This is a genomic window from Nonomuraea soli (assembly GCF_013761175.1).
GTDB classification, from domain to species: Bacteria; Actinomycetota; Actinomycetes; order Streptosporangiales; family Streptosporangiaceae; genus Nonomuraea; species Nonomuraea soli.
The window spans coordinates 173,070-199,775 of the sequence record NZ_JACDUR010000008.1 but is presented as its reverse complement, the minus strand read 5'-3'; the positions used below and the strand labels follow the sequence as shown (position 1 = coordinate 199,775).

Here is a 26,706-nt window from a genome sequence, read left to right as displayed (position 1 = left end):
CCGGTCAGCGCGACACGGTCAGCGCGACACGGTCAGCGCGACACGGTCAGCGCGACACGGTCAGCGCGACACGGTCAGCGCGACACGGTCAGCGCGACACGGTCAGCGCGGCGCCGCCGTCAAGGCGCCGCCGAGTCAGCCTCACCCAGCCGCCACCGGCATCGTGACACCGCAGGCGGGTGAGCCACGTACCCAGGAACCAGGTCCGTGACGGCGGGCGGGTGACGCGGCCGGTGAGCGTCACCCTGGAAGGCCACCGGCCACGGTCGGCGGGTGGCGGCGACCCATGCCTGCCGTACGAAAGCGACGGTCAGGGCCGGCGGGACTCGAACCGCATGGTGCGAGAGACGCCGATACGGACGGTCGTGCCCGGCGTGATGGTAACCGGCTCGTTCGGCGGGATGTCGTAGAAGTTCGGATCCCCGGGCGGCTGGATCTGCGTGCCGTTGACCGAGCCGAGGTCGACCAGGTTCACGTCCCAGCCGTCGAGCGCCACCCGCAGGTGCCGCCGCGAGACCGACCCGTCGGGGCTGGTCACCTTGGCGGGCCTGGCCGTGCCGCCGGCCACCTCCGGCGCCCGGTCGGGGTCGCGGCCCAGCAGGTAGTCGCTCTCCAGCGGCAGCGCCGTGCCGTCGTCGAGGATCAGCACGCCGAGCGCCGGACGCGGACCCTTGTACGGCACCAGCGTGCGCTGCACCAGCGCCACCCCGCAGGAGGCGCAGTACGGCAGGCGCGGGTCGTTGAAGTGGTCGTTCTTGCAGTCGACGCCGTAGACGAGAGGCTTGCCGTCGGCGGACTCCTCGCCCTGGTCGTACGGCAGGGCGTCGGGCGCGGTGCCGTTGCCCTGCGGCGGGACGGACTGCAGGTGACGCCCGCCGGGACCCTCGGGGCCGCCGAGCGGACCTGGCCCCTGTGGTCCTGAGGGCGGCTGAGGTCCGGGGCCCATCGGCCCCGGCATCGGACCGCTCATGGGGCCGCCGGGCTGGCCGCCCATGGGGCCATAGTCGGAGCCGTAATCGGGGTTGTAGTCGGGGCCTGCCTGGCCGGAAGGGGGACCCACCGGCGGCATCGGGCCGGACGGCGGGCCGAGGGGCGGCATGGGGCCGGAGGCGGGTCCGAGCGGCCCGAGCTGGCCGGGACCCTGCTGGCCGGGACCACCAGAGCCGCCAGGACCGGGGCCACCAGGACCAGAGCCGCCGGGACCAGGACCGCCGGGGCCACCGGGACCGGGGCCGCCAGGGCCGGGGCCACCGGGACCAAGACCACCGGACCCGCCGGGGCCCTGCGGCCCGTGCGAGCCGGGGCCCTGCGAACCCGGACCCTGCGAGCCGGGACCGTGGGAGCCGGGCCCATGAGAACCGGGGCCATGCGGGCCAAGGGGACCAGGACCCTGCGGACCAGAGCCGGGTAGGCCGGGACCCTGGGGGCCCGAGCCGGGCAGGCCGGGACCCTGGGGGCCGGAGCCGGGCAGTTGCGGCCCCGAGCCCGGACCGTGCTGGTCGGGCACGCCGATCGGCCCGGAGGCCGGCTGGCGCTCGGGCCCGTCGGAGGGCCACGGGTAGGGCGCCGCGGGCTGCTGGCGGTCCTTCTTGGGCAGCAGGTCGGGGTCCTCGAACACGCCCGTGGGCGGCAGGTCCATGGTCAGCGGGTAGGAGGAGGCGGGCTGCGCGCCCGAGGGCCGCTCGCCGGAGGCAGGGGCGGGGCGGGAGGTCTGCTCGCCCACCTCGACGACCAGGCCGCCGCCGAACACGACGCCGTCGTCGAGCCGCATCGCCGGATGCGGCTGGCCGGCGCCGGGCAGGCTCAGCTCGACCGTCTGGATCGGTCCCTTGAACAGCCGGTCGGTCCATGTGAGCAGGGCGTCGCGGCCGGCCAGGCGGTGCTCGCCGTCGCCGGCGCGCACGACGGCGACGGCCTCGCCGCTCACCATCACGGCCACGCCGCCTCCGGAGGGCCAGGCCACCGCGCACGTCGCGGGGTTGCCGGCGACCGAACGGTCGAGGATCTGGGCCACCCGGCGTGCCAGGGCCCGTCCGTCGCCGCCCCCGGCCGCGGTCTCGCGCAACGCCTGCAGCAGGTCGGTGCCGGCTTCTCCGGCGTCGCACACCAGCAGCAGTCCGCCCATGTGGGCGACCAGTCCGTTGCCCGGAAGCGGTCGCACCACCCCGAAGCCCTGGTCGGTCACTGAACTTCTCCTCCCCGCAGCAGCCCCTGCCGTAGCGGACTCATGGCCTAACGCATACCCAGCCGTGACTCGCCCTGTCACGCGGCGTCGGTCTCGATTCGGTGAATCCGCTGGACGCCGATAACCCTATCCGCAACGGTCAATCGCCCGAAAGTGGGCGATCAACCCCCGCATCACACGCCACTGAAGACCCGGTTGACGTCGCTGGTGGCGAGCACGCCGTAGATCTCTCCGCCCCGCTCGACCAGCAGATACTCGGCGGCGGGCGTGCGGCGCATGGCTTCGATGAGGGCTTCGCCCGTCAGGTCGGCGGGGAGCACCATTTCGGGCTCCAGTGTGCGCGCCACGGAGCCGGCCGTCAGCCAGGGGCGACGGTGCTCGGGGGTCGCCTGGACGGAGGCCTCGTGCACGATCGCGGTGGGCCGTCCCTCGTAGTCGGTGACGACGACGGCGCCGGCTCCTTGCTCGGCGGCCTTGCGCAGCGCCTCCGACAGCGGCACGTCGGGGGTGACGGGCACCGCCCGTCTGGCCAGGGCGCGGGCGTCGACCTGCGGGATCCGGGCGCGGACCTTGGCCACGCGCAGCGACTGGCTGGCGCCCATCCAGATGAAGGCGCCCAGGATGAAGGACCAGATCATGTTGCGTTCGTCGAGCGGCTGGCCGCTCATCACCGACAGCAGGAAGGGTCCCAGCACCAGCAGGACGGCGAGGCCGCGGCCGACCCAGGCGGCCACGACGGTGGCGGTGCTCGCGTCGCCGCTGGCCTTCCAGACGCCGGCGCGCAGCATGCGGCCGCCGTCGAGCGGCAGGCCCGGCAGCAGGTTGAACACGCCGACGATGAGGTTGGCGAACCACAGCATGCGCACCAGGACCTCGGCGATGCCGCCTTCGTTGAACAGCAGCCAGTCGAGGCCCAGGCCGAGGCCGGCCAGTCCGAGCGACAGCAGCGGGCCGACGGCGGCGATGACGAACTCGCGGCCGGGCGACTTGGGCTCGCTCTCGATCTCGGAGACGCCGCCGAGGAGGTAGAGGGTGATGCGGCGGACGCGCAGGCCGTACATCTTGGCGGCCACGCTGTGGGCCAGCTCGTGGAGCAGGACCGAGACGTAGAGCAGGACGGCGAAGACGAAGGCGACGACGTAGGAGACGACGGTGTCGATGCCGGGCAGCTGGGTGCGGACCGCCTCGGCGTACATCCACGTGATGACGGCCGCCACGATGAACCATGTCCACGAGACGTACACGGGGATGCCGAAGGGCCTGCCCATGCGGATGCCGGAGAACTCCTGCGGCGGGTCCTGCTCGCTCACCGGCTGTCACCACTCCTCGAAGGTCGTGCCGTGCCTGTCGCCCTTGATGCTACGCGTTCCCGGACGCTGATCCTCTTGTCACGGGCTCGGTGATGCGCCATTCTGTCGGCCGTTTCACCTACAGTTCGGGGCATGACGTTGACGGAGCCCGTGATCATCGGAGCGCTCTCCCCTTCGCGGGCGGGTGACTTCATGACCTGTCCGCTGCTCTACCGGTTCCGTGTCATCGACCAGTTGCCGGAGAAGCCGTCGCAGGCGGCCGTGCGCGGCACGCTGGTCCACGCGGTGCTGGAGCGGCTGTATGACCTGCCCGCTCCGGCCCGTTCGGTGCGGGCGGCGCTGGAGTTGCTGGAGCCGCAGTGGAGCAGGCTGCTGGCCGAGGAGCCGGCCTTCGGCGAGATGTTCGCCTCGCAGGAGGAGCAGGCGACGTGGCTGGAGCAGGCGCGCGGGATGCTGGAGCGGTATTTCACGCTGGAGGATCCGACGCGGCTGGAGCCGGCCGAGCGCGAGCTGTATGTGGAGGCGGTGCTCGACAGCGGCCTGATGTTGCGCGGTTACGTCGACCGGCTCGATGTGGCGCCGACCGGCGAGGTGCGGGTGGTCGACTACAAGACCGGCAGCGCTCCCGGGCCCGATTTCGAGGCCAAGGCGTTGTTCCAGATGAAGTTCTACGCGCTGGTGCTGTGGCGGCTGCGCGGCGAGGTGCCGAGGCTGCTGCAGCTGGTCTACCTGGGTGGCAGGGGCGAGGTGCTGCGCTACTCCCCCGACGAGGCGGATCTGCGCGCGACCGAGCGCAAGGTGCAGGCGTTGTGGGTGGCGATCGAGCGGGCGCTGGAGTCGGGCGAGTGGCGGGCGCGGCCGTCGCGGTTGTGCGACTGGTGTGACCATCAGGCGTTGTGCCCGGAGTTCGGCGGCACTCCCCCGCCGGTGCCCGACCGCAAGCCGGGTGATCGCTGGCGCAGCACCCGGCGGGCGGCGACCGACGAGTTGTAGGGGCTCGTTCTTCCCGCCGCCGGTAGCTCCTCCCCAGGTAGGAGGAGTGCGGCCGAGGGCCGGGCCTACAGTGGAGGCGTGCACAACCGCCGGGCTTCGCTCTTCGACTCGGTGCTGGCCGCCTGCCTCGCGGTGGCCTCGCTGGCGCTGTATCTGACCCGCCCGGCCGAGATGATGGCCGATGTGGCCGCGGCCGGGCCGGTGGTGGCGTTCCGCCCGCCCGATGGGGTGGGCGCCGCGCTGGTGGTCCTGTCGTGCGCTCCGGTGGCCGTACGGCGGCGCTGGCCGCTGGCGGCGTTGTGCCTGGGGCTGGTGCCCGAGATGCTGGCGGCGGGCCTGGGCTACGGCCTGTCGGGGCTGGCCCCGCTGGTGCTGCTGTATTCCGTGGCGGCCTATCGGGGGCTGGCGGTGGCGTTGCTCGGGCTGCTGCTGGCGCTGGCGGCGAACGTGTCGGCGCTGGCGGCGATGTTCACCCCGGTGATGGGCTGGGCCGACTATCTGGTGGGTCTGGTGCTGCTGGGTGGCGCGTGGGGGCTGGGCCGCACGCTGCGGCTGCGCCGCGCCTATCTCGACGAGCTGAAGGACCGGGCGGCCAGGCTGGAGCGGGCCCGCGAGGCCGACACGCGCGCGGCCAGGGCCGAGGAGCGTTCGCGCATCGCCCGCGAGCTGCACGACGTGGTGGCCCATCACGTCAGCGTGATGACCGTGCAGGCGGCGGCGGCGCGGCGGGTGCTGACGGAGGATCCCGAGCAGGCGCGTGAGGCGTTGTCGGCGATCGAGAGCACCGGCAGGGTGGCGATGCGGGAGATGCGCCACCTGGTGGAGGTGCTGCGCGGCCCGGCCGAGCGCGGCCCGCAGCCGGGGATGGGGTTGTTGCCGCAGCTGGTGGAGCAGATGCGCGAGGCGGGGCTGCCGACGAGCCTGGTGGTGGAGGGCGAGCCGGCCGCGCTGCCCGCCGGTGTCGATCTGGCCGCCTACCGGCTGGTCCAGGAGGGGCTGACCAACAGCCTGCGGCATGCGGGTTCGGCGGCTCAGGCGGTGGTGACCGTACGGCACCGGCCGGGCGAGCTCGACGTGGAGGTCCGCGACGACGGCAGAGGTCCGGAGCCGGAGGGTGAGGGGCGGGGCGGCCATGGGCTGGTCGGGATTCGCGAGCGGGTGGCGCTCTATGGTGGAATCTTGAGGGCCGGACCGCGCCAGGGTGGCGGTTTCGAGATCCAGGCCAGGTTCCCGTTGTGACGGTGGAGGGTCAGTGACGATCAGGGTGCTGCTGGTGGACGACCAGCCGCTGCTGCGCACCGGATTCCGCCTGATCCTGGAGGCCGAGCCCGACATCACGGTGGTCGGCCAGGCCGGTGACGGCAAGGACGCGCTGGAGCAGACGCGGGCGTTGCTGCCCGACGTGGTGCTGATGGACATCCGCATGCCGGGCATCGACGGCATCGAGGCGACCCGCCGCATCGTGCGTGACGGAGCTCGCGGGGCGGCGGGCGCGCATGTGCCGAAGGTGCTGGTGCTGACGACGTTCGATCTCGACGAGTACATCGTGGAGGCGTTGCGGGCGGGGGCCTCGGGGTTCCTGCTGAAGGACGTGCCGCCCGACGAGCTGGTCACGGCGATCCGCGTGGTGGCCGACGGCGACGCGATCGTGGCGCCGAGCGTGACGCGGCGGCTGCTCGACCGGTTCGCGGCCAAGCTGCCGCCCGCCTACGAGCAGGCCACTCCGGCGCGGCTCGACCGGTTGACGGAGCGGGAGCTCGAGGTGCTCAAGCTCATCGCGCGCGGCATGTCCAACGCCGAGATCGCCGCCAAGCTGGTGGTCAGCGAGACGACGGTCAAGACGCATGTGGGCAACGTGCTGACCAAGCTGGGGTTGCGTGACCGGGTGCAGGCGGTGGTGCTGGCCTACGAGACCGGGCTGATCACGCCGGGGGCGCTGCCGTAGAGGGTCAGGTCGTGGCTCGCTCCTCGGCGGGGTGCGCGCCCACGCCGGCGGGCTTGTCGGGGGCGTTCTCGGGGAAGTGGCAGGCCACCAGGTGGCCGCTCGCCAGCGCCTCCAGCGGCGGTTCCTGGGTCTTGCAGATGTCCTGCGCCTTCCAGCAGCGGGTGTGGAAGCGGCACGCGGGCGGCGGGTTGATCGGTGAGGGCACGTCGCCGGTGAGCCGGATGCGGTCGCGGTCGGCGCGCTTGCGCGGGTCGGGGACGGGCACCGCCGCCAGCAGCGCGTTGGTGTAGGGGTGCATGGGCGAGTCGTAGAGCGCCTTGCGTTCGGCCAGTTCGACGATCTTGCCGAGGTACATGACGGCGACGCGGTCGCTGATGTGCCGCACCACCGACAGGTCGTGGGCGATGACCACGTAGGTCAGGTCGAGCTCGCCCTGCAGGTCCTCCAGGAGGTTGACGACCTGGGCCTGGATGGAGACGTCGAGTGCCGACACGGGCTCGTCGGCGATGATCAGCTTGGGTTTCAGCGCGAGCGTCCTGGCGATGCCGATGCGCTGGCGCTGGCCGCCGGAGAACTCGTGCGGGTAGCGGTTGTAGTGCTCGGGGTTGAGCCCGACCAGTTCGAGCAGGTCCTGGACGGCCTTCTTGATGCCCGACTCGGTCTTGACGTTCTGGATGCGGAAGGGCGCGCCGACGATGGTGCCCACGGTGTGGCGGGGGTTGAGCGAGGAGTACGGGTCCTGGAAGATCATCTGCATGTCGCGCCGGAGGGGGCGCATGCGGCCCTGCTTCACGTGGGTGATGTCGACGCCCTCGAAGACGATGCGGCCGCCGGTGGGCTCCAGCAGGCGGGTGATCAGGCGGCCGGTGGTGGTCTTGCCGCATCCGGATTCGCCGACCAGGCCGAGCGTCTCGCCCTTGCGTACCTCGAAGGAGACGCCGTCGACCGCCTTGACGGCGCCGACCTGCCGTCTGAGCAGGCCTTTGGTGACGGGGAAGTGCTTGGTCAGGTCCCGTACCGACAACAACGGCTCTGTCACTGGGTCTCCAGGTGGGGCTTGATCTCGGCGTCCCACAGGCGGCGCCGCTCGGCGGGCGCCAGGTGGCAGCGCACGAGGTGTCCAGGCTGGCTGGCCAGCAGGTCGGGCACCTCGGCGCGGGCCCGTCCCGCGGTCAGCTCAGCGTGCGGGCAGCGCGGGTGGAAGGCGCAGCCGGGCGGGACGTTGATGAGCGAGGGCGGGGTGCCCTTGATGGGCAGCAGCCGCTCGCTCGGCTCGCGGTCCAGGCGGGGCATGGAGCCGAGCAGCCCCCAGGTGTAGGGGTGTTCTGGGCGGTAGAAGATGTCGTCGGCCGTGCCGTACTCCACGCACTTGCCGGCGTACATGACGAGGATGTCGTCGGACAGCTCGGCCACCACGCCCAGGTCGTGGGTGATGACGATGAGCGCGGAGTCGAACTCGCGCTGCAGGTCGCGCATGAGGTCGAGGATCTGCGCCTGGACGGTGACGTCGAGCGCGGTGGTGGGCTCGTCGGCGATGAGCAGTTCGGGGTCGCACGACAGCGCCATGGCGATCATGGCGCGCTGGCGCATGCCGCCGGAGAACTCGTGCGGGTAGCTGTCGACGCGCCGGTCGGGCTGCGGGATGCCGACGCGGCCGAGCATGTCGACGGCGTGTTTGCGGGCGACGGCCTTGGTGACCTTGTTGTGGATGCGGTAGGCCTCGATGATCTGGGCGCCGACCGTGTAGTACGGGTGCATCGACGACAGCGGGTCCTGGAAGATCATCGCCATGCGTTTGCCGCGTAATCCGCGCACGTGGTCGGATCCGGCGCCGACGAGTTCCTCGCCGTGCAGCCAGATCTCGCCGGAGATCTGGGCCCGGTTGTGCAGGCCGAGGATGCCCAGGCTGGTGACGCTCTTGCCGGAGCCCGACTCGCCGACGATGCCCAGGGTCTTGCCGCGCTCCAGCTCGAACGACAGGCCGTCGACGGCCTTGACGAGGCCGTCGTCGGTCTTGAAGTGGATGCGCAGGTCCTTCACCTCGAGGAAGGGGCTCACGTCACTCTCACTCTCGGGTCCACCACGGCGTACAGCACGTCCACGATGAGGTTGGCCAGCACGATGAACAGGGCCGCGAACAGCGTCACGCCGAGCACGACGGGCAGGTCGTTGCCGCGGATGGCGTCGATGACCAGCTTGCCGATGCCGGGGATGGAGAAGGTGCTCTCGGTCAGGACGGCGCCGCCGAGCAGCAGGCCGAGGTCGAGGCCGAAGATGGTGAGGATGGGCGTCAGGGTGGCGCGCAGGGCGTGCTTGGTGACGACGGTGCGCTCGGGCAGGCCCTTGGCGCGTGCCGTACGGATGTAGTCCTCGCCCATGGTCTCCAGCATGCCCGCGCGTGTCAGTCGCGCGTACAGGGCGGCGTAGAGGAAGGCGAGGGAGATCCAGGGCAGCACGAGCGCCTGGAACCACTGGCGCGGGTCCTGGGTGATCGGGTAGTAGCTGCCGCCGCCGGGGAAGATGCCCAGCGCATAGGCGAAGACCGCCAGCGCGACGAGGCCGGTGAAGTAGATGGGCAGCGACACGCCGGCCAGTGCGATGGTCATCGCCGATCGGTCGACGGCGGAGCCGCGTCTGAGTGCCGAGATCACGCCGATGGAGACCCCGGCGAACAGCCAGATGACGGCGGCTCCGGCGGCCAGCGAGATCGTGGCGGGCAGCCGGTCCATGAGGGTGGGCCACACGGGCTGGTTGTTGTTGAAGGAGAAGCCGAAGCACGGTGCTGGGCACTCGGCCTTCCTGGGGCCGAGGGAGTAGTCGACGCCCACGACGATGCCGGCGGCGAACCGGCCGTATTGCACGAGGATCGGGTCGTCCAGGTGCAGCCGCTTGACCGCGGCCTGGATCGCCGCCGGGGTGGCGTCCCGGCCGACGTACCGCGTGGCCATGCCCTCGGGGGTCTGGCCCATGGCGCGCGGGATCAGGAAGAAGATCGAGAACGTGACGAAGCTGACGATGGCCAGCATCAGGACGGCCGCGACCCCGCGGCGTACGAGGAATCCGAGCACGATCGGTCGGCCCGGCACCCGGGGCGGGCTGCGCCCCGGGTGCCTGCGCCTTCACCTGCCTTCAGTGGTTACTGGGACAGTCCCAGCCAGGTGTAGTCGTACATCCCGTAGGCCGGGTGCACGTACACGTTGGTCAGGTTGGCCGGACGGTAGATGAGGGTCTTCTCGTAGACGAAGGGCACGAAGGCGGCGGACTCCATGACCTTCTTGTCGACCTCGGCCCAGATCTTGTTGCGCTCGGCCGGGTCGGTGGTCTGGATGCCCTTGTCGAGCAGGTCGTTCACGGCCTTGTCGTTGAGCTCCATCATGTTGTAGTTGCCGGAGGCCTTGATGAAGCGGCCGTCGACGATCTGGGAGAGGAAGCCGAATCCGGACGGCCAGTCGGCGCCCCATCCGGCGATCATCAGGCCCAGGTTGTTGGCGTGCACGAACTCCGGCTTGCCGGCGTACTGCGCGCTCCAGTCGCCCGAGGGGTACTTCTTGATCGTGGCCTTGATGCCGACCTTGGCCAGCGCGGCCTGCACGGCCTCGGCGACCTGGACTTCCTTGGTGCGGTCACCGCGGACGGCGATGTTGGTCTCGAAGCCGCTGGGCTGGCCGCAGGCGGTCAGGTGCTCCTTGGCCTTGGCCTGGTCGCCCTTGTTCTCGGGCGTCTCGAAGAGGTTGTAGGCCTGGTAGCCGACGGTGGTCGGGGTCATCAGCGTGCTGCCGATGTCTCCGCCGAGCGGTCCGCCCCACGGCGCCTGGGTGGCGACCTTGTCGACGGCGTACTGGATGGCCTTGCGGCACTCGATGTTGTCGAACGGCTTCACCTGCGTCGAGATCATCATGTACCGGTTGAAGGGCGTGTACGGGTTGTCCGTGGAGTCCTTCAGCTTCTCGTCGGCGACGATCTTGCCGCGGGCGGCGGGCTGCACGCCGGTGCCGCCGAGGTCGACCTGGAGCTGGCCGGCCAGCAGGCGGTTGTCGATGTCGTTGGCGTCCTGCTTGAACTGGACCTCGATGCGGTCGGGCAGCTGCTTGCGCGTCGGGTCGGTGGAGGCGTCCCACTGGTCGTTCTTGACGAGGTTGAACTGCTTGCCGACCTCGTGCGACTCGATCTTGTAGGGGCCGGTCGACAGGACGGTCTTCTCGTAGTCGAGGCCGGTGTCCTTGGCCTGCGGCACCGGGGCCGACTGCGGGTTGGCCACGAGGAAGTCGAACTCGGAGAAGGGCGCCTTCAGCTTGAAGACGATGGTGTAGTCGTCCGGAGTCTCGACGCCGGTGAAGTTGGCGAGGTCCTTGTCCTTGTACGGGCCCTTGTACTCACCGGCGTCCAGGTACTCGGCGAAGTACTTGGGTCCGTCGGTCAGCTCCTCGGTGAAGTTGCTGCGGGCGATCGCGTTCTTGACGTCGATGGCCTTGACCTCGGTGCCGTCTTCGTACTTGATGCCCTTCTTGAGCTTGTAGGTCCAGGTCTTGCCGTCGGCGCTGGCCTCGCCCAGGCCTTCGGCCAGGTCGGGGACGAGCTTGAGTCCGGCGTCGCCGGGAGCGGGCTCGTAGGTCAGCAGGGCCCTGGCGTACAGGCGGGTGAAGTTCCAGTTGAAGGCGTAGTAGGTGTTGCCCGGGTCCATCGAGTCCGGCTCGTCGGAGAGGGCGAACTTCAGGGTGCCGCCGGCCTTGTCGGAGGGGTTGACGACCTTGGTGTAGCCGTCGTTGTGCTTGGCCGCGGCCGCCGCGGGCTGCTGGCCGCCACCTGTCGCGGCCGGCTGCTGGGGACCGCCGCCCGCCGTGCCGCCACAGGCGGCCAAGGCCAGGGCTAAGGATGCGCCCAGCGCGGTGAGCGCCAGGGAACGGGTCTTCCTCATTGAAAACTACATCCCTTCTATCGGTTCCTTGGGTCGAGGGCGTCACGCAGCCCGTCGCCCAGCAGGTTGAAGGCCATGACGGTGATGAAGATCGCCAGACCTGGGATGATCATGAAGTGGGGTGCGCTCTGGTAGTAGTCGACCGCCCGGGTGAGCATGCCGCCCCAGGAGGCCTGGGGTTCTGCCACCCCGACGCCGAGGAATGACAGCGCCGCCTCGAACAGGATGTTCGTGGGGATGAGCAGGGTGGAGTAGACCAGGATCGGCGCGACCAGGTTGGGAAGCACCTCCTTGAAGATGATGTGTCCGTTGGTGGCGCCGAGCGAGCGGGCGGCGTCGACGAACTCCCTCTCCTTCAGCGACAACGTCTGGCCGCGCACGATGCGGGCGATGTACGGCCAGCTGAAGAAGCCGATGATGAAGACGATCACGCCGATCCGCAGCCCGTTGCCCGACAGGCCGAAGGCCCGGTCGGGCATGGCCCCGACGATGGCGATCGCGAACAGCAGCAGGGGGAAGGCCAGGAACATGTCCATGAGCCTGCTGATGATCGTGTCGATCCAGCCGCCGAAGTAGCCGGCCAGCACGCCCATGAGGGTGCCGATGATCACTGACAGGAGGGTGGCCAGGAAGGCCACCAGGAGGGAGATCTGGGCGCCGGACAGGATCCTCGCGAAGATGTCGCGTCCATTGACGGGCTCCAGGCCGAGCGGGTGCTCCAGGCTGATGCCGCCCCAGGGCGCCAGGGGCGCGCTGGTGAGGGGGTCGATCGCGTCCTGGTTGGGGACGTTGGGGTCATCGCCGAACAGGGCGATGAGGCCGCCGAAGGGCCGTTCGGCCAGGGCGGCCACCAGGACGAGCAAGACGACGATCACGGCTCCCGCGATGGCGACCTTGTCGCGCTTGAGGCGGGTCCAGGCGATCTGTCCCAGCGATCGTCCCTGGATGGCCTTGGCGCCCACGCCCTGGAGCACGGCCTCGGGCTGGGCTTCGGCAGCCGTTCCCGTGACGTCGAGCGGCGCCGTCATAAAGCCGCCCTCGAGCAGCCTCGTTCGGCCATGCATCCTCCCTCGCATGACCAAGGGCACTGCGCAGCCTTAACGAGGATGTGCAGCCCCTGGGTCGCAGACGGCGTGTCCTACCAGACGTCCCTCTGATGCGAGGCCGTCTGGTCGTGCGAGGGACCGCGGTGCCGGTCCCACGAAGGAGGATGTAATGCGCCAATTGCGGTGACTAGTCCCCTAAGGCGCTATGTGGCTCAACCGTGATCAGCGTGAAACGCATTCGTGTTGATCTTGGCTGGTTTATCGAGGGACCGTTCCGATTGTGTCCGGAAATCGTGACATCAATTGATTCCGCGGCGCTTGAGGATGTCCTCGATGTCGGAGAAGTCATCGTCGGCGGCGGGCTTCTTCTTGGTCTGCGCGGCCGCGGGCTGCGGGACGGGCTTCTGGGCCTGCTGGGCCTGCTGGGGCCGCTGGGCCTGCTGGGCCGCCTTGGGCGCGGCCTGGACGGCGGGCTTGCGCGCCCGTCCGGAGACCGCGGGCTCGCCTCCCGCGTCGAGGCGGTCGGCCTTGGCCAGCTTCCTGCCCCTGAGCACGCCGGTGACCACGAACAGCACGGCCGAGATTCCGGCCAGGATCACGCCCGCCCAGACCAGCGGGTTGAGCACCAGCCCGGCCACGAAACTCACCAGCGTCGAGCCCACGGTCCACAACGCCTTGAACGCCCCCGTCAGGTAGGCGGCCATCGGCAGCAGCGACCAGGCCAGCACCCGGGCCGCGGCCAGGGCTCCCCGGCGGCGCCAGGTGAGGAAGGTGAACACCAGGCCCACCACGCTCGCCCCGGCGAGGATCGGGAACCAGGCAATCTGATCGACAGGCATGGGGGCCGCCCTTCGTCTCGGCTTTGCCTCCCATCCTGGCACCTTCTCCGGGGATCAGCGCTCCTCCGGAAGAAGGGTCCTGCCCCTAGGGGGAACCAGGAGACGCCCTCCGGTACAGCGAAGCGCGAGGTGCTCCCGTAGGACATCCGGTACGGCGGAGCACCCGGGGGGCATGCTCCGCCGTACCGGACGGGCTCGTCACACCGGCGCGCCCACCTCGGTGGCAGTCGGGTCGTGGGAGCTGGCGGCGGCCTGGATGCGGCCGGAGACGATCTCCTCCGACCAGTGGCAGGCCACCTTGCGCCCCGGCCTGATCTCGCGCAGCGACGGCACCTCGTCCGCGCACCGCGTGGTCTGCCGGAAGGGGCAGCGGGTGTGGAAGCGGCAACCGGGCGGGATGTTCGCCGGCGAAGGCAGGTCGCCGGTGAGCAGGATGCGCTCGCGCCGCTCCTCGACCACCGGGTCGGGGATGGGGATCGCCGACATCAGCGCGATCGTGTACGGGTGCAGCGGCTCGGCGTACAGGTCGTCGGAGGGCGACTCCTCCACGATCGAGCCGAGGTACATGACCCCGATCGTGTCGCTGACGTGCCGCACCACCGCCAGGTCGTGGGCGACCACGACATAGGTGAGGCCGAGCTGCTCCTGCAGGTCCTCCAGCAGGTTGACGATCTGCGCCTGGATCGACACGTCCAGCGCCGAGACGGGCTCGTCGGCGATGATCAGGTCGGGGTTGAGCGCGATCGCGCGGGCGATGCCGATGCGCTGGCGCTGGCCGCCGGAGAACTCGTGCGGGTAGCGGCCGGCCGCGTTGGCGGGCAGGCCCACCACGTCGAGCAGCTCGCGCACCCGGTCGGCGGGCTTGCCGGGGAAGCCGTGCGTGCGCAGCGGCTCGGTCAGCACCGATTCGACGCTCTGGCGCGGGTCGAGGCTGGCCAGCGGGTCCTGGAAGACCATCTGCAGCCGCTTGCGCAGCAGCCGCATCGGCTCCGTCTTCAGCGCGCGCACGTCGGTGCCGTCGAAGGTGATGGTGCCGTCGGTCGGCTCGACCAGGCGCAGCATGGCCCGGCCCAGCGTCGACTTGCCGCAGCCGGACTCGCCGACCAGGCCGTAGGTCTGGCCGCGCCGGATGTCGAGGTCGACGCCGTCGACCGCGCGCACGTGACCGACCACGCGGTCGACCAGCACGCCCTTCCTGATCGGGAAGTGCACCTTGAGCCCGCGCACGGACATCAGAACGTCATCGGTCATCGGATCCCCCGAGCGGGTTGTAGCAGCGCACCTCGTGGTCCGGCCGGGCGGGCGCCAGCACGGGGGCCTCGCCCACGCACTCGTCGACGCGGTTGCGGCAGCGCGGCGCGAAGGCGCAGCCCTGCGACCACGCCAGCATGTCGCGCGGGGAGCCCTGGATGGGCTCCAGCCGCTCTCCCCTCGGCTGGTCCAGGCGCGGGATGGAAGCCAGCAGGCCGCCGGTGTACGGGTGGCGGGGGTGGGCGAACAGCTCGTGCCGCTGCGCCCGCTCCACGATGCGCCCTGAGTACATGACGTGCACGGTGTCGCACATGCCCGCGACCACGCCCAGATCGTGCGTGATCATGATGAGGGCGGTGCCGGATTCGCGGACCAGCTCCTTGAGCAGCTCCAGGATCTGCGCCTGGATGGTCACGTCGAGCGCCGTGGTCGGCTCGTCGGCGATGAGCAGGCGGGGCTTGGCCGCCAGCGCCATCGCGATCAGCGCACGCTGGCGCATGCCGCCCGACAGCTGGTGGGGGTACTCCTTGAGGCGCCGGCTCGGGTCGGGGATGCCGACGCGGGCGAGCAGATCCGCGGCCTCCTTACGGGCCGCGTCGGCGCCCATGTCGCGGTGCCGTACGAGCACCTCGGTCACCTGCGTGCCGATGGGGACCACCGGGTTGAGCGAGGTCATCGGGTCCTGGAAGACCATGGCCAGGTCGCGGCCGCGCATACGCCGCAGCTTGTCCTGCGGCAGCCCGATCAGTTCGGTGCCCTCGAAGGCGATGCTGCCGCCGAGCCGTACGCCCCGCTTGGGGAGCAGGCCCATGATGGCCAGCGACGTGACCGACTTGCCGCAGCCGGACTCGCCGACCAGGCCGACGGTCTCGCCGGGCGCCACCGAGAAGCTGACCTTGTCGACCGCGCGCACGTCCTTGCGGCCGCGGCGGCTGAAGACGATCTCGAGATCGTTGACGTCGAGCAGATTGTTCACGGTGTCACCGCCGATACTTCGGGTCGAGGGCCTCGCGCAGCGACTCGCCCAGCAGCGTGAAGCCGAGGGCGGCCAGCACGATGGCCAGGCCGGGGGCGATGACGAGCTGGGGTGCGATGGCCAGGTGCCGCTGGGACTCGGCCAGCATCCTGCCCCACTCGGGGATGGACGGGTCCGCGCCCGACAGGCCGAGGAAGGCCAGTCCCGCGGCCTCGATGATGGCGGTGGCCAGGGTCAGCGTGCCCTGCACGATCACGGGGGTGAGCGAGTTGGGGAAGACGTGGCCCAGGATGACCCGCCGCCGTTTGACGCCGAGCGACTTGGCCGCCATGGCGTAGTCGGCCTCGCGCTGGGCGAGCATCTGGCCGCGCAGCAGCCGGGCGAACACCGGGACGTTGACGACCCCGATGGCGATCATCACCGCGAGCAGGCCCTCGCCGAGCATCGCGGCGATGCCGATGGCGAACAGCAGGCCGGGTACGGCCAGCATCATGTCGACCAGGCGCATGACGCCGGTGTCGAACCAGCCGCCGAGTCCCCCGGCCAGCAGGCCCAGGATGATGCCGCCGATCATGCCGAACAGCAGCGAGACGACGCCGACCAGCAGCGACTGCCGCGCCCCCAGGATGATGCGCGACAGCAGGTCGCGGCCCTGGTCGTCGAGGCCCAGCCAGTGTTCGGCGGTGGGACCGGGGATGTGGCCAGGACCCTTGATCTGCTTGAGGTCGGGGGCCAGGGCGGTGTACGGCGCGAGCCAGTCGGCGAAGATCGCCACGAACAGGAAGAGCGCGATGAGGACGGCGCCGATGATGGCCGCGGGGTTGCGCGACAGGCGCTTGAACGCCTCGCGCCACACTCCCCCGCCGTGGTCCTCGGCGACGGTGATCGCCGCTTCTGCGGCTCCGAGACTCATCTCACCCTCACCCTCGGGTCGATCAGGCCGTAGGCCACGTCCACCACCAGATTGATCAGCACGAACAGGGTGGCGATCACGAGGATGAAGCCCTGGAGGCTGGGATAGTCACGGGTGGGGATGGCGTCGGCGACGAACTTGCCCACGCCGGGGAAGGCGAAGACGGTCTCTGTCAGGATGGCGCCCGACATGAGCAGCCCGAACTGCAGGCCGATCACGGTGGTCACCGGCAGCAGCGCGTTGCGCAGCACGTGCCTGCGCGTCACCACGCCCGAGGTGAGGCCCTTGGACTCGGCGGTGCGCACGTAGTCCTCGTTGAGCACGTCGAGCACGGCGGCCCGGGTGATGCGCGCGATGATCGCCAGCGGGATCGTGGCCAGCGCGATCGCGGGCAGCACCAGGTGCAGGATGGCGTCCCAGAAGGCCGCCATGTTGCCGGTCACCAGTCCGTCGAGCACGTAGAAGCCCGTCGGGTGCTCGACGTCGAGCATCCGGGCCTCCTGCCGGCCGGTGTTGGGGAACCAGCCGAGCTTCACGGCGAAGACGTACTTGAGCATGTAGGCCAGGAAGAACACCGGGATCGTGATGCCGATCAGCGAACCGGTGATCGTGGCGGAGTCGAGCCAGGTGCCGTTGCGGCGCGCGGCGAAGTAACCCAGGGGCACGCCCACGACCACCGCGATCAGCAGCGCCGTGACGCCGAGTTCGAAGGTGGCGGGGAAGCGCCGGATCATCTCGTCGATCACCGGCTGGCTGGTCTGGACCGAGGTGCCGAAGTCGAGCCGCACGACCTTGCCCAGGAAGCGCAGGTACTGCTCGTACAGCGGCTGGTCCAGACCCATCTGGCGATTGATCATTTCGATCTGCGCCTGGGTGGCGCGCTCGCCCAGGAGCGCCTGTGCAGGCGATCCGGGGAGCGCGCGCACCCACGCGAAGAGTGCTATCGACAGCCCCAGGAGAACGGGTACGAGGACCAGGAGCCGCCGGACGATGAACCGAAGCATTTAGCCGCGGGACACCAGGGAGAAGTTCTCGTTGCTCAGCGGGTCGGTCAGGAAGCCCTGAACGTCCTTGCCGAGGCCAACGAAGGACTTGTTGTGCACGTACGGGAGGCCGGGCAGGAAGTCCATGATGAGCTTGTTGGCCTCCTGGTACAGCGTGGTCCGCTTGGCCGCGTCGGTCTCCTGCTCAGCGGCGTTCAGCTTGTCGAAGATCTCCTTGTTCTCGAAGCCGAAGCGCTTGTTGAACTGCTGGAAGAAGGTTCCGACGAAGTTGTCGGCGTCGGCGAAGTCGGCGTTCCAGCCGATCATGTAGACCATGGCCTTGCCGTTGTCGACCGCGTCGAGGTACTCGGGAGTCCAGCGGGCGGACTTGACGGTGACCTTGAAGCCGGCGGCCTCGAGGTCGGCCTTGAAGGCCTCGAAGTTGGCCTTGGGGTCCGGCATGTACGGACGCGTCACGCCGGTCGGGTACCACAGCTCGATCGTCGGGTTGGCGACGCCGGACTCGGCGATGAGCTGCTTGGCCTTGTTGACGTCGTAGCCGTAGGTGGTGACGCCCTCGTTGTAGCCGGTCAGCTCCGGAGGCATGAACTGGGTGGCCACCCGCGAGCCCGCGGGGTACTTGGCCTGGACCAGGGCCTCACGGTTGATCGCGTAGGCGATGGCCTGACGGATCTTGGGGTTGTCGAGCGGCGCCATCTTCTGGTTGAAGCCGATGTAGCCGACGTTGAGGGCCGAGCGCTCCTGGACCTGGAAGCCGGCGCCCTTGAGGGTGTCGACGTCGGCCGGCTCGACCTGGTCGAAGCCGTCGATCTCGCCGGACTCCAGAGCCTGGCGGCGGGCCGGGGCGTCGGAGATGGCGCGGAAGATCAAGTCCTTGATCTTGGCCTTCTCGCCGTGGTAGCCGTCGAAGGCCTGCAGGGTGACGCGGTCACCGCGCTGCCAGGAGACGAACTTGTACGGGCCGGTGCCGACGGGGGCCTCGGTGGCGAACTTGCCGGTGAACTCCGGCGCGTCACCCTTCATCTCGACGGCGTCGCCGCTCTTCTGGATCGCCGCGGGGCTCACCATCGAGAACGACGGCAGGCTCAGCGCCGCGATGAAGCTGGCCGACGGGGCGGCCAGGCTGATGGTGATCTTGTCGGTGCCCTCGGCCTTGCAGCCCTTGTAGCTGCTGGGGGCCAGCGAGGCGTCCTCGTTCTTGGCGTAGCCGCCGAAGACGGTGTACCAGTAGTAGCTCACCGCGGGGTTCTGCTGGGCGCCCTTGAAGTTGTACCAGCGCTCGAAGTTCCAGCAGGCGGCCTCGGCGTTGAAGTCGGTGCCGTCGTGGAACTTGACACCCTGCTTGAGGGTGAAGGTCCAGTTCGTGCCGTCCGTGGACTCCCACTTCGTGGCCAGGGCCGGAACGACCTCCGTGCTGCCCGGCTTGGTGCCGACGAGGCCCTCGAACATCTGCCTGATCACACGGAGCGACTCGCCATCGCTGACGTACGCGCCGTCGAGCGCCTTGGGCTCGGCCGACAGCGCCCAGACGAACGCCTTGTCGCTACCCCCCGCGGCGGGGGGCTGGGTCGCGCCCGGCGTGCTGCTGGTGCCGGTGCCGCCGCCGCCACAGGCCGCGACGGCCAGGAGCATCGCTCCCCCCACGGCGACTGCGGACAGTCGCTTGCGTGCTTCCATAATCCACCTCAGTTAGTTCCGCCCACCGTTGGACGGACCCGGTCATGGGTCTTCGGTGTATGGTCGCCATGTCTCGGAGTGTGAGAAAAGCCCTTGTCACGACCTGTGTCGCAATCGTGATTGGTCTATGACCCAAGCTGCGAAAGGTCACGAAGTTGAGACACACTCACATCTGTAAGTGACGCCACGACTACGCGTCGAGGCGCTTGTTCGATCGGCAGCAGGCTCGGCACCGCCACGACCGCGCATCCCGCGGCCGTTCCCGCCGCCACGCCGTTGGGGGAATCCTCCAGCACCACGCACCGCGTCGGCTCCACGCCCAGCAGGCGGGCCGCGGTCAGATACGGCTCGGGATCGGGCTTGGTCCTGGTGACGTCGTCGGCGGTCACGATCACGTCGAACCGGTCACGGCCCACGAAGTGCAGCACCGCCTCGGCGATCTCCTTCAGCGACGAGGTGACCAGCGCCACGGGCACCCCCTCCCGCCGCAGCTCGTCGAGCAGCTCCAGCGCGCCGGGCATGGCCACCACACCCGACCTGAGGCGCTCGACCATGCCGTCGATCAGCCACTGCCGCAGCCGCGCCGGGGCGACCTGGGCGCCGGAGACGCCGAGCATGTAGTCGACGGTGCGCTCCATCGAGCCGCCCACCAGGTGCGTCTGATGCTCGTGGGACCACTCGCCGCCGAGCCTGGCCATCACGTCGGTCTCGATGTCGAGCCACACCTTCTCGGTGTCGACGAGCAGGCCGTCCATGTCGAAGAACGCTGCTTCCATTCATCCCCCCTGGTTGACTGTTTGGGCAGGATGCAACGATCCGCCCGCCTCGATCATTCCCGACGAGCCTGGCCGACCTATGCCCGACCCATCGCCACCGCCCTCTGCCCCGGGGGAGCGGTTGCCACGGGGGCGGCTCGCACGCTGCGAGGAGGCCGCACAGCCCGTTGCACGCGCCCGCTGCCGGACCACAGCCACGCCTACCGACCGCGCACGCCCGACGGAGCGCACGCCTGACGGGAGCGCACGCCTGACGGGAGCGCCACGTGCAGACGGGAGCGCCACGTGCAGACGGCGGACGCCTACCGACGCACCACCGCCGACAACGTGGACCTACGGACACGCAGGCCCGCGCACAACGCGCGCCCAACGCAGCGCCGGAGTCGGCGTGGCGGTGTACGGCGACGCCCGGCGCGGAATGCGGCGGCCAGCCACCCGGCACCAGCGCGAGGCCATCCAGGCAAGCGCGAAGGCCACCAGCACGGGCATGAAGGCCACCCGCCAAGGACACGGAAATGAGGCAGCGAGGCGGCGAGGACGCCAGGCCCCGCGCCGCCCCAGCCCCGTCACACGTTGAAGTACTTGGCCTCCGGGTGATGCGCCACCAGCGCCGACGTCGCCTGCTCCGGGTGCAGCTGGAACTCCTCCGACAGCGTCACCCCGATCCGCTCGGGCTCCAGCAGCTCGAACAGCTGCTGCTGGTCCTCCAGGTTCGGGCATGCCGGATAGCCGAACGAGTAACGACACCCCTGAATGTTCACTTTCAGCATGTCGTCGAGCGACTCGTCGCCGCCGATCCCCAGCTCGGCGCGCACGCGGGCGTGCCAGTACTCCGCCAGCGCCTCCGTCAGCTGCACCGACAGCCCGTGCAGCTCCAGGTAGTCGCGGTAGGCGTCCTTGGCGAACAGCTCGGCGGTGGCGTCGGAGATGCGCGACCCCATGGTGGCCACCTGGAAGGCGACCACGTCGGTCTCGCCCGACTCGCGCGAGCGGAAGAAGTCGGACAGGCACAGGTGCCGGTCGCGGCGCTGGCGCGGGAAGGTGAAGCGGGTGCGCTCGGAGCCGTCGTCGCCGAGGATGAGGAGGCTGTCGCCCTCGCTGACGGCCGGGAAGTAGCCGTAGACGACGGCGGCCTCCAGGAGGCCCTCGGTCTGGATGCGCTCCAGCCACATGCGCAGGCGCGGCCGTCCCTCGGTCTCGACGAGCTCCTCGTAGGAGGGCCCGTCGTTGCCGCGGGTGGGCTTGAGGCCCCACTGGCCGAGGAAGAGGGCGCGCTCGTCGAGGAAGGCGGCGTAGTCGTTGAGCGAGATGCCCTTGACGATGCGGTCGCCGAGGAAGGGCGCGACGGGCACGGGGTTGTCGGCGGCCACGTCGGAGCGGGCGGGCAGCTCCTCGACGGCGGTGCGGCGCAGCACGGCGCCGGTCTTGACGCGGCGTTCGCGCAGCTCGGGCAGGGGGGCGCCGGTGCGCTTGTGGGCCATGAAGGCGTCCATGAGGCGCAGGCCCTCGAAGGCGTCGCGGGCGTAGCGCACGTCGCCTTCGAACATGGCGGCCAGGTCCTGCTCGACGTAGGAGCGGGTGAGGGCGGCGCCGCCGAGGAGGACGGGGTAGCGGGTGGAGATGCCCCGGGAGTTCATCTCCTCGAGGTTCTCCTTCATGATGACGGTCGACTTCACCAGCAGGCCGGACATGCCGATCACGTCGGCGCGCTTGTCTTCCGCCGCTTCGAGGATGGCCGACACCGGCTGCTTGATGCCGAGGTTGACGACCTCGTAGCCGTTGTTGGACAGGATGATGTCGACCAGGTTCTTGCCGATGTCGTGCACGTCGCCCTTGACGGTGGCCAGCACGATGCGGCCCTTGGTCTCGCCCTCGACCCTTTCCATGTGCGGCTCGAGGTGGGCGACGGCGGTCTTCATGACCTCGGCCGACTGGAGCACGAACGGCAGCTGCATCTGGCCGGAGCCGAACAGCTCGCCGACGGTCTTCATGCCGTCGAGCAGCACGTCGTTGATGATCTCGAGCGCGGGGCGCTGGGTGAGGGCGTCGTCGAGGTCGGCCTCCAGGCCCTTCTTCTCGCCGTCGATGATGCGGCGCTTGAGCCGCTCCCACAGCGGCAGCCCGGCCAGCTCGGCGGCCTTGTTGCCGCGCAGCGCGGCGGCGTCGACGCCCTCGAACAGGTCCATGAAGCGCTGCAGCGGGTCGTAGCCCTCGCGGCGGCGGTCGTAGACCATGTCGAGGGCGACCTGGCGCTGCTCGTCGGGGATGCGCGCCATCGGCAGGATCTTGGAGGCGTGCACGATGGCGGAGTCGAGCCCGGCGTTGACGCATTCGTTGAGGAAGACGGAGTTCAGCACGATGCGCGCGGCCGGGTTGAGGCCGAAGGAGATGTTGGACAGGCCGAGCGTGGTCTGGACGGCCGGGTAGCGGCGCTTGAGCTCGCGGATGGCCTCGATGGTCTCCAGGCCGTCGCGGCGGGTCTCCTCCTGGCCGGTGGCGATCGGGAAGGTCAGGCAGTCGACGATGATGTCCTCGACGCGCATGCCCCAGTTGTCGACCAGGTCCTCGATGAGGCGTACGGCGACGCGGACCTTCCAGTCGGCGGTGCGGGCCTGGCCCTCCTCGTCGATGGTCAGCGCCACGACGGCGGCGCCGTGCTCGCTCACCAGCCGCATGATCTTCTGGAAGCGGGAGTCGGGGCCGGCGCCGTCCTCGTAGTTGACGGAGTTGACCGCGGCGCGCCCGCCGAGCATCTCGAGGCCGGCCTGCAGGACGGCGGGCTCGGTGGAGTCGAGCATGATCGGCAGGGTGGAGGCGGTGGCGAAGCGGAAGGCCAGTTCCTTCATGTCGGCCACGCCGTCGCGGCCCACGTAGTCGACGCACAGGTCGAGCATGTGGGCGCCGTCGCGGGCCTGGTCGCGGGCGGTCTCGACGCAGTCGTCCCAGCGGCCTTCGAGCATCGCCTCGCGGAAGGCCTTGGAGCCGTTGGTGTTGCAGCGCTCGCCGATGGCCAGGTAGGAGGTGTCCTGCCGGAACGGCACGCTCTGGTAGAGCGAGGAGGCGCCGGGCTCGGGATGCGGCTTGCGGGTGGCGGGCTGCTTGCCGCGCACCCGCTCGACGACCTGGCGCAGGTGCTCTGGGGTGGTGCCGCAGCAGCCTCCGACCAGGCCCAGGCCGTACTCGCGCACGAACGTCTCGTGCGCGTCGGCGAGCTCGCCCGGCGACAGCGGGTAGTAGGCGCCGTCGGAGGTCAGGACGGGCAGGCCGGCGTTGGGCATGCACGACAGCTTCAGCCGCGAGTGGCGGGCCAGGTGGCGCAGGTGCTCGCTCATCTCGGCGGGGCCGGTGGCGCAGTTGAGGCCGACCAGGTCGACGCCGAGCGGCTCGATCGCGGTCAGGGCCGCGCCGATCTCGGAGCCGAGGAGCATGGCGCCGTTGGTCTCGATGGTCACCTGGGCGATGATCGGCACGTCGCGTCCGGCGTCGGCGATGGCCCGCTTGGCGCCGATGACGGCGGCCTTGACCTGGAGCAGGTCCTGGCAGGTCTCGATGATGAGCGCGTCGGCGCCGCCCGCGACCAGGCCTGCGGCGTTGTCGCGGTAGGCGTCGCGCAGGGTGGAGTACGGCAGGTGGCCGAGGGTGGGCAGCTTGGTGCCCGGCCCCATGGAGCCCAGGACGAAGCGCGGCTGCTCGGGGGTGGACCAGCGGTCGGCGGCCTCGCGGGCGATGCGGGCGCCGGCCTCGGAGTATTCGAAGACGCGCTCGGAGATGTCGTACTCGCCGAGCGCGGCGAGGTTGGCGCCGAAGGTGTTGGTCTCGACGCAGTCGACGCCGGCTTCGAAGTAGGCGTCGTGGACGCCGCGCACGATGTCGGGGCGGGTGACGTTGAGCACCTCGTTGCAGCCTTCGTGGCCTTCGAAGTCGTCGAGCGTGGGGTCCTGCGCCTGGAGCATCGTCCCCATCGCCCCGTCGGCGACGATGACGCGCTCGGACAGGACTTCACGGAAGGAGGGCGTGTTGCTCATGCGCCTAAGCTTAGTGCTCCCGGCAATTGAACATCGCGTCCAATGAGAGGCTCCGACATGAGCGAATCATTAGCGTCCGCAGGGAAAACAGACGGTGGCTCGCGGGCCTACCGGACCATCGTCGTGGGCACCGACGGATCGTCCTCGTCCTTGCGCGCGGTCGGCGCGGCCGCGGGACTGGCCGCCGCGACGGGCGCCACGCTCGTGCTGGCCTGCGCCTACCTGCCGATGCGCGAGAGCGAGCGCGCGGCCGCCGCCGACCGGCTGGGTGAGCTGGCCTACAAGGTGGGCGGGTCGACGCCCGCCGACGACGCGCTGCGCGCCGCCCGCGAGCGGGCCGTGGCGGCGGGCGCCACGCGCACGGTGCTGGAGGCCGAGGAGGGAGAAGCGGTCGACGTGCTGGTCAGGCTGGCCGAGCGGCATCGCGCCGACCTGATCGTCGTGGGCAACAGGGGGCTCAACAGCCTGGCGGGCCGCCTGCTCGGCTCGGTGCCGTCGGCGGTCACGCACCGGGCGGGATGCGACGTGCTGATCGTGCACACGACGCCGGGCGGGCGCTCCTGAAGTGAGGGTGCGGGCGGGCGCGAAACCCGCCGGACGCGGGTGCGAAACCTGTTGAACGCATGCCGTACGGGCACATCAGGCCACGGAACCGGCGCGAAGTGCGCTAGAAGCGGAAGGGATCTCAACACGTGACGTGACCCCCGTCCCACCGCATAGGCTTAGCCACACCAGAGCGAGAGGAGGCGGGGCGCGTGATCGAGCTCGAAGGGCTCCCCGAACTCGTCGACCCGGTGCTGATCGCCGCGTTCGAGGGGTGGAACGACGCGGGCGAGGCGTCGAGCGGCGTGATCGCCCACCTCGAGACCGCGTGGCAGGCGCAGCCGCTGGCCGCGCTCGACCCTGAGGACTACTACGACTTCCAGGTCACCCGCCCGATCGTGGAGCTGGGCGAGGGCCTGACCCGATCCATCATCTGGCCGACCACCCGCCTGTCCTACGCCCGGCCGCCGGGCTCCGAGCGCGACGTGGTGCTGCTGCGCGGCATCGAACCCAACATGCGCTGGCGCTCGTTCTGCGACGAGATCGTCGGCGTGGCCCACGAGCTGGGCATCGAGCTGTCGGTGATGCTCGGCGCGCTGCTCAACGACTCCCCGCACACCCGCCCCGTGCCGATCATCGGCGCCGCCTCCGACGAGGCGCTGGCCCGGGAGATCAACCTGGAGCTGAGCCGCTACGAAGGCCCGACCGGCATCGTGGGCGTGCTCCAGCACGCCCTGGGCCAGGCGGGGCTGAAGTCGGTGTCGCTGTGGGCGTCGGTCCCCCACTACGTGGCCCAGCCGCCCAACCCGAAGGCCACCCTCGCGCTGCTGCGCCGGGTGGAGGACCTGCTCGACATCCCGATGCCCGTCGGCGATCTGGAGGAGGAGGCGCGCGCCTGGGAGCACGGCGTCGACGAACTGGCCTCGCAGGACAGCGAGGTGGCCGAATACGTCAAGGAGCTCGAGGAGCGCAAGGACGCCGCCGACCTGCCCGAGGCCAGCGGCGACGCGATCGCGGCGGAGTTCGAGCGTTACCTCCGTCGTCGCAACGGCAACACTGACAGCTGATTTTCAGCCATTTCGCTCCCGTTTCGCGTAATAATCAGGCCCGAGCCCGAGTTTCACCACAATGCACCGAGGTGGAACTCCAGCCGACAACAATTCCATAACCAGGAGAAACACGGCTCTGTAACAACGGCGAATTCCAGCTGTGCCACGTCGAACCTACCCATGTGACTGCGCACGTTAGGCCAACCATGGCGACTTCCCATGTAGATCCGCACCAAAGAAGTCAGGACACCAGGCGACGCGTTCTGGGGATGGCTCTGTCCCTGCGCGAAGAGCGCAAGGGCGGGCCGGTGGATCAATTTCTGGCCCTGCTTCAAGACCGTCTGCCGCTCTGGCTGCGTATCCTCCACAACCTGACGCCCGGTCGCGGCCGGGTCACGGACAACCTCATATTCGTCGCACGCGCCGGCATCGACCATTACGTGGAGGTGCAGTCGGCGGCCCTTCCCGCCTTCACCGAACCCTCGGTCACCGTCAGATTCCGCAAGGCCGTCCGCGACAGCGGGCTCGGGCCGATGGCCGAGATCCTGCCGCTGGCCGCGTACCTGGAGGCCGAGCAGCGGCTGGGGCGCATCGTCGCCTCGGCCGACCCGCAGGCGACGGCGCGGCTGCTGCTGGCGGGATGCTTCCAGCACGCCTACTACGAGATGTTCGTGGGCGCCGACGCGGGGCCCACGCGGGAGAACGCGGCGGTCGAGATCGTCCGCGAGCTGCGACTGGAGCCGGGCGCGGGCGAGGGCGAGCAGGGCGCCGAGCGGGGCGGGCCCGCGTCCTGACCTGAGCCTCCGGTGGTGGTGACTTCGGGAACCCCCTCGGGCCGGGCGCCGCACTGCATGCCTTCGGCCTGCGGAGCACGCCGTACTGCCCGCGGGGGTCCCGCCCGCCCGCCACCATCGGCGCTGTGGCATGCCCACGGGCCGCCTGCGCAGGGCCCTCGTCTGCGCACGAGCGCCGCATGCCCGCGGGCCCACGCTTGCTCAGGGGCCGCCGCATGCTTGCAAGCCGCCGTACGACGGCGAGCCGCCATCGGATGCCACCGGGCCGGGGTCGGACGCCGTCTCGCGTCGCCGCAGATCCGCGCCGCGATGTCGCGGCCACCGCCGCCACGCCACTGCTGGCTGGGGGCCCTCTGGCGCCGCTGACATCGTGTCACGGCCGAGCGTCGTCGCGAGGCACTGTCGCCGTCACAGCAGGGGCGTCGTCACCGCGGGCCGCTCCCCATGGTGCGCTCGCAGGTCTCC

Annotated in this window: 21 protein-coding genes; 6 read left to right on the top strand and 15 right to left on the bottom strand. The window is 70.2% G+C overall.

Annotated elements, in window-relative coordinates:
- Nucleotides 1–310: 310 nt before the first annotated feature.
- A complete protein-coding gene (locus HNR30_RS49665) occupies nucleotides 311–2,185 on the bottom strand; it encodes an FHA domain-containing protein (protein ID WP_312894916.1) in 1,875 nt (624 codons plus the stop codon).
- A gap of 173 nt (nucleotides 2,186–2,358) precedes the next feature.
- Nucleotides 2,359–3,495: a site-2 protease family protein gene (locus tag HNR30_RS37135; protein ID WP_312894915.1), complete on the bottom strand. Its 1,137-nt coding sequence runs from the start codon at nucleotides 3,493–3,495 to the stop codon at nucleotides 2,359–2,361.
- Nucleotides 3,496–3,627: 132 nt separating this feature from the next.
- Here HNR30_RS37135 and HNR30_RS37130 point away from each other — a divergent pair, with 132 nt between their 5' ends.
- The 3 genes from HNR30_RS37130 (at nucleotide 3,628) to HNR30_RS37120 (ending at nucleotide 6,433) form a co-directional block, all read left to right on the top strand.
- A complete protein-coding gene (locus HNR30_RS37130) occupies nucleotides 3,628–4,488 on the top strand; it encodes a RecB family exonuclease (protein ID WP_181614821.1) in 861 nt (286 codons plus the stop codon).
- Between the two features lie 78 nt (nucleotides 4,489–4,566).
- Nucleotides 4,567–5,727, top strand: a complete 1,161-nt coding sequence (locus HNR30_RS37125; protein WP_312894914.1) for a sensor histidine kinase — start codon at nucleotides 4,567–4,569, stop codon at nucleotides 5,725–5,727.
- 13 nt (nucleotides 5,728–5,740) lie between these two features.
- Nucleotides 5,741–6,433 (top strand): response regulator, encoded by a 693-nt coding sequence (locus tag HNR30_RS37120; protein ID WP_181614820.1) that lies wholly within the window; start codon nucleotides 5,741–5,743, stop codon nucleotides 6,431–6,433.
- Nucleotides 6,434–6,437: 4 nt separating this feature from the next.
- Here the strand turns inward: HNR30_RS37120 and HNR30_RS37115 are convergent, their stop codons facing one another.
- From HNR30_RS37115 to metH, 13 genes are all read right to left on the bottom strand, one after another.
- A complete protein-coding gene (locus tag HNR30_RS37115; protein WP_181614819.1) occupies nucleotides 6,438–7,472 on the bottom strand; it encodes an ABC transporter ATP-binding protein in 1,035 nt (344 codons plus the stop codon).
- Nucleotides 7,469–8,491: an ABC transporter ATP-binding protein gene (locus tag HNR30_RS37110; RefSeq protein ID WP_181614818.1), complete on the bottom strand. Its 1,023-nt coding sequence runs from the start codon at nucleotides 8,489–8,491 to the stop codon at nucleotides 7,469–7,471. Before HNR30_RS37110 ends, HNR30_RS37115 begins: the two co-directional genes overlap by 4 nt.
- A complete protein-coding gene (locus HNR30_RS37105) occupies nucleotides 8,488–9,501 on the bottom strand; it encodes an ABC transporter permease (RefSeq protein WP_181615193.1) in 1,014 nt (337 codons plus the stop codon). The genes HNR30_RS37110 and HNR30_RS37105 overlap by 4 nt, the downstream gene beginning before the upstream one ends.
- Nucleotides 9,502–9,569: 68 nt before the next feature.
- On the bottom strand, nucleotides 9,570–11,348 hold the full coding sequence (locus HNR30_RS37100) for an ABC transporter substrate-binding protein (protein ID WP_181614817.1): 1,779 nt from the start codon (nucleotides 11,346–11,348) through the stop codon (nucleotides 9,570–9,572).
- A gap of 17 nt (nucleotides 11,349–11,365) precedes the next feature.
- A complete protein-coding gene (locus HNR30_RS37095; protein WP_181614816.1) occupies nucleotides 11,366–12,376 on the bottom strand; it encodes an ABC transporter permease in 1,011 nt (336 codons plus the stop codon).
- 317 nt (nucleotides 12,377–12,693) lie between these two features.
- Nucleotides 12,694–13,233 carry a cellulose synthase gene (locus tag HNR30_RS37090; RefSeq protein WP_181614815.1) on the bottom strand — a complete coding sequence of 180 codons (540 nt, stop codon included), beginning with the start codon at nucleotides 13,231–13,233 and terminating at the stop codon, nucleotides 12,694–12,696.
- Between the two features lie 198 nt (nucleotides 13,234–13,431).
- Nucleotides 13,432–14,484, bottom strand: a complete 1,053-nt coding sequence (locus HNR30_RS37085) for an ABC transporter ATP-binding protein (protein WP_181614814.1) — start codon at nucleotides 14,482–14,484, stop codon at nucleotides 13,432–13,434.
- Entirely contained in the window at nucleotides 14,474–15,460 is a 987-nt protein-coding gene (locus HNR30_RS37080) for an ABC transporter ATP-binding protein (protein ID WP_312894913.1), read from the bottom strand. Before HNR30_RS37080 ends, HNR30_RS37085 begins: the two co-directional genes overlap by 11 nt.
- Nucleotides 15,461–15,464: 4 nt before the next feature.
- Complete coding sequence (locus tag HNR30_RS37075) at nucleotides 15,465–16,373, bottom strand: ABC transporter permease (RefSeq protein ID WP_181614813.1); 909 nt, start codon at nucleotides 16,371–16,373, stop codon at nucleotides 15,465–15,467.
- Nucleotides 16,370–17,377, bottom strand: coding sequence for an ABC transporter permease (locus tag HNR30_RS37070; RefSeq protein ID WP_181614812.1), 1,008 nt, complete (start codon nucleotides 17,375–17,377; stop codon nucleotides 16,370–16,372). The genes HNR30_RS37075 and HNR30_RS37070 overlap by 4 nt, the downstream gene beginning before the upstream one ends.
- A complete protein-coding gene (locus HNR30_RS37065) occupies nucleotides 17,378–19,054 on the bottom strand; it encodes an ABC transporter substrate-binding protein (protein WP_181614811.1) in 1,677 nt (558 codons plus the stop codon).
- A 125-nt stretch (nucleotides 19,055–19,179) separates the two neighbouring features.
- On the bottom strand, nucleotides 19,180–19,830 hold the full coding sequence (locus tag HNR30_RS37060) for an HAD family hydrolase (protein WP_181614810.1): 651 nt from the start codon (nucleotides 19,828–19,830) through the stop codon (nucleotides 19,180–19,182).
- Nucleotides 19,831–20,396: 566 nt separating this feature from the next.
- Nucleotides 20,397–23,855 carry a methionine synthase gene (gene metH / locus HNR30_RS37055; protein WP_181614809.1) on the bottom strand — a complete coding sequence of 1,153 codons (3,459 nt, stop codon included), beginning with the start codon at nucleotides 23,853–23,855 and terminating at the stop codon, nucleotides 20,397–20,399.
- Nucleotides 23,856–23,912: 57 nt separating this feature from the next.
- Here metH and HNR30_RS37050 point away from each other — a divergent pair, with 57 nt between their 5' ends.
- The 3 genes from HNR30_RS37050 (at nucleotide 23,913) to HNR30_RS37040 (ending at nucleotide 26,241) form a co-directional block, all read left to right on the top strand.
- Nucleotides 23,913–24,419 (top strand): universal stress protein, encoded by a 507-nt coding sequence (locus tag HNR30_RS37050; RefSeq protein WP_181614808.1) that lies wholly within the window; start codon nucleotides 23,913–23,915, stop codon nucleotides 24,417–24,419.
- 191 nt (nucleotides 24,420–24,610) lie between these two features.
- On the top strand, nucleotides 24,611–25,465 hold the full coding sequence (locus tag HNR30_RS37045; RefSeq protein WP_181614807.1) for a PAC2 family protein: 855 nt from the start codon (nucleotides 24,611–24,613) through the stop codon (nucleotides 25,463–25,465).
- Between the two features lie 251 nt (nucleotides 25,466–25,716).
- On the top strand, nucleotides 25,717–26,241 hold the full coding sequence (locus tag HNR30_RS37040) for a hypothetical protein (RefSeq protein WP_181614806.1): 525 nt from the start codon (nucleotides 25,717–25,719) through the stop codon (nucleotides 26,239–26,241).
- Nucleotides 26,242–26,706 lie beyond the last annotated feature (465 nt).

Coding starts and splice junctions, on each gene's coding strand:
- HNR30_RS37130 (WP_181614821.1), top strand. CDS start 3,628: ATGACGTTGACGGAGCCCGTGATCATCGGAGCGCTCTCCCCTTCGCGG.
- HNR30_RS37100 (WP_181614817.1), bottom strand. CDS start 11,348: ATGAGGAAGACCCGTTCCCTGGCGCTCACCGCGCTGGGCGCATCCTTA.
- HNR30_RS37095 (WP_181614816.1), bottom strand. CDS start 12,376: ATGACGGCGCCGCTCGACGTCACGGGAACGGCTGCCGAAGCCCAGCCC.
- HNR30_RS37090 (WP_181614815.1), bottom strand. CDS start 13,233: ATGCCTGTCGATCAGATTGCCTGGTTCCCGATCCTCGCCGGGGCGAGC.
- HNR30_RS37085 (WP_181614814.1), bottom strand. CDS start 14,484: ATGACCGATGACGTTCTGATGTCCGTGCGCGGGCTCAAGGTGCACTTC.
- HNR30_RS37075 (WP_181614813.1), bottom strand. CDS start 16,373: ATGAGTCTCGGAGCCGCAGAAGCGGCGATCACCGTCGCCGAGGACCAC.
- HNR30_RS37070 (WP_181614812.1), bottom strand. CDS start 17,377: ATGCTTCGGTTCATCGTCCGGCGGCTCCTGGTCCTCGTACCCGTTCTC.
- HNR30_RS37065 (WP_181614811.1), bottom strand. CDS start 19,054: ATGGAAGCACGCAAGCGACTGTCCGCAGTCGCCGTGGGGGGAGCGATG.
- HNR30_RS37060 (WP_181614810.1), bottom strand. CDS start 19,830: ATGGAAGCAGCGTTCTTCGACATGGACGGCCTGCTCGTCGACACCGAG.
- metH (WP_181614809.1), bottom strand. CDS start 23,855: ATGAGCAACACGCCCTCCTTCCGTGAAGTCCTGTCCGAGCGCGTCATC.
- HNR30_RS37050 (WP_181614808.1), top strand. CDS start 23,913: ATGAGCGAATCATTAGCGTCCGCAGGGAAAACAGACGGTGGCTCGCGG.
- HNR30_RS37040 (WP_181614806.1), top strand. CDS start 25,717: ATGGCTCTGTCCCTGCGCGAAGAGCGCAAGGGCGGGCCGGTGGATCAA.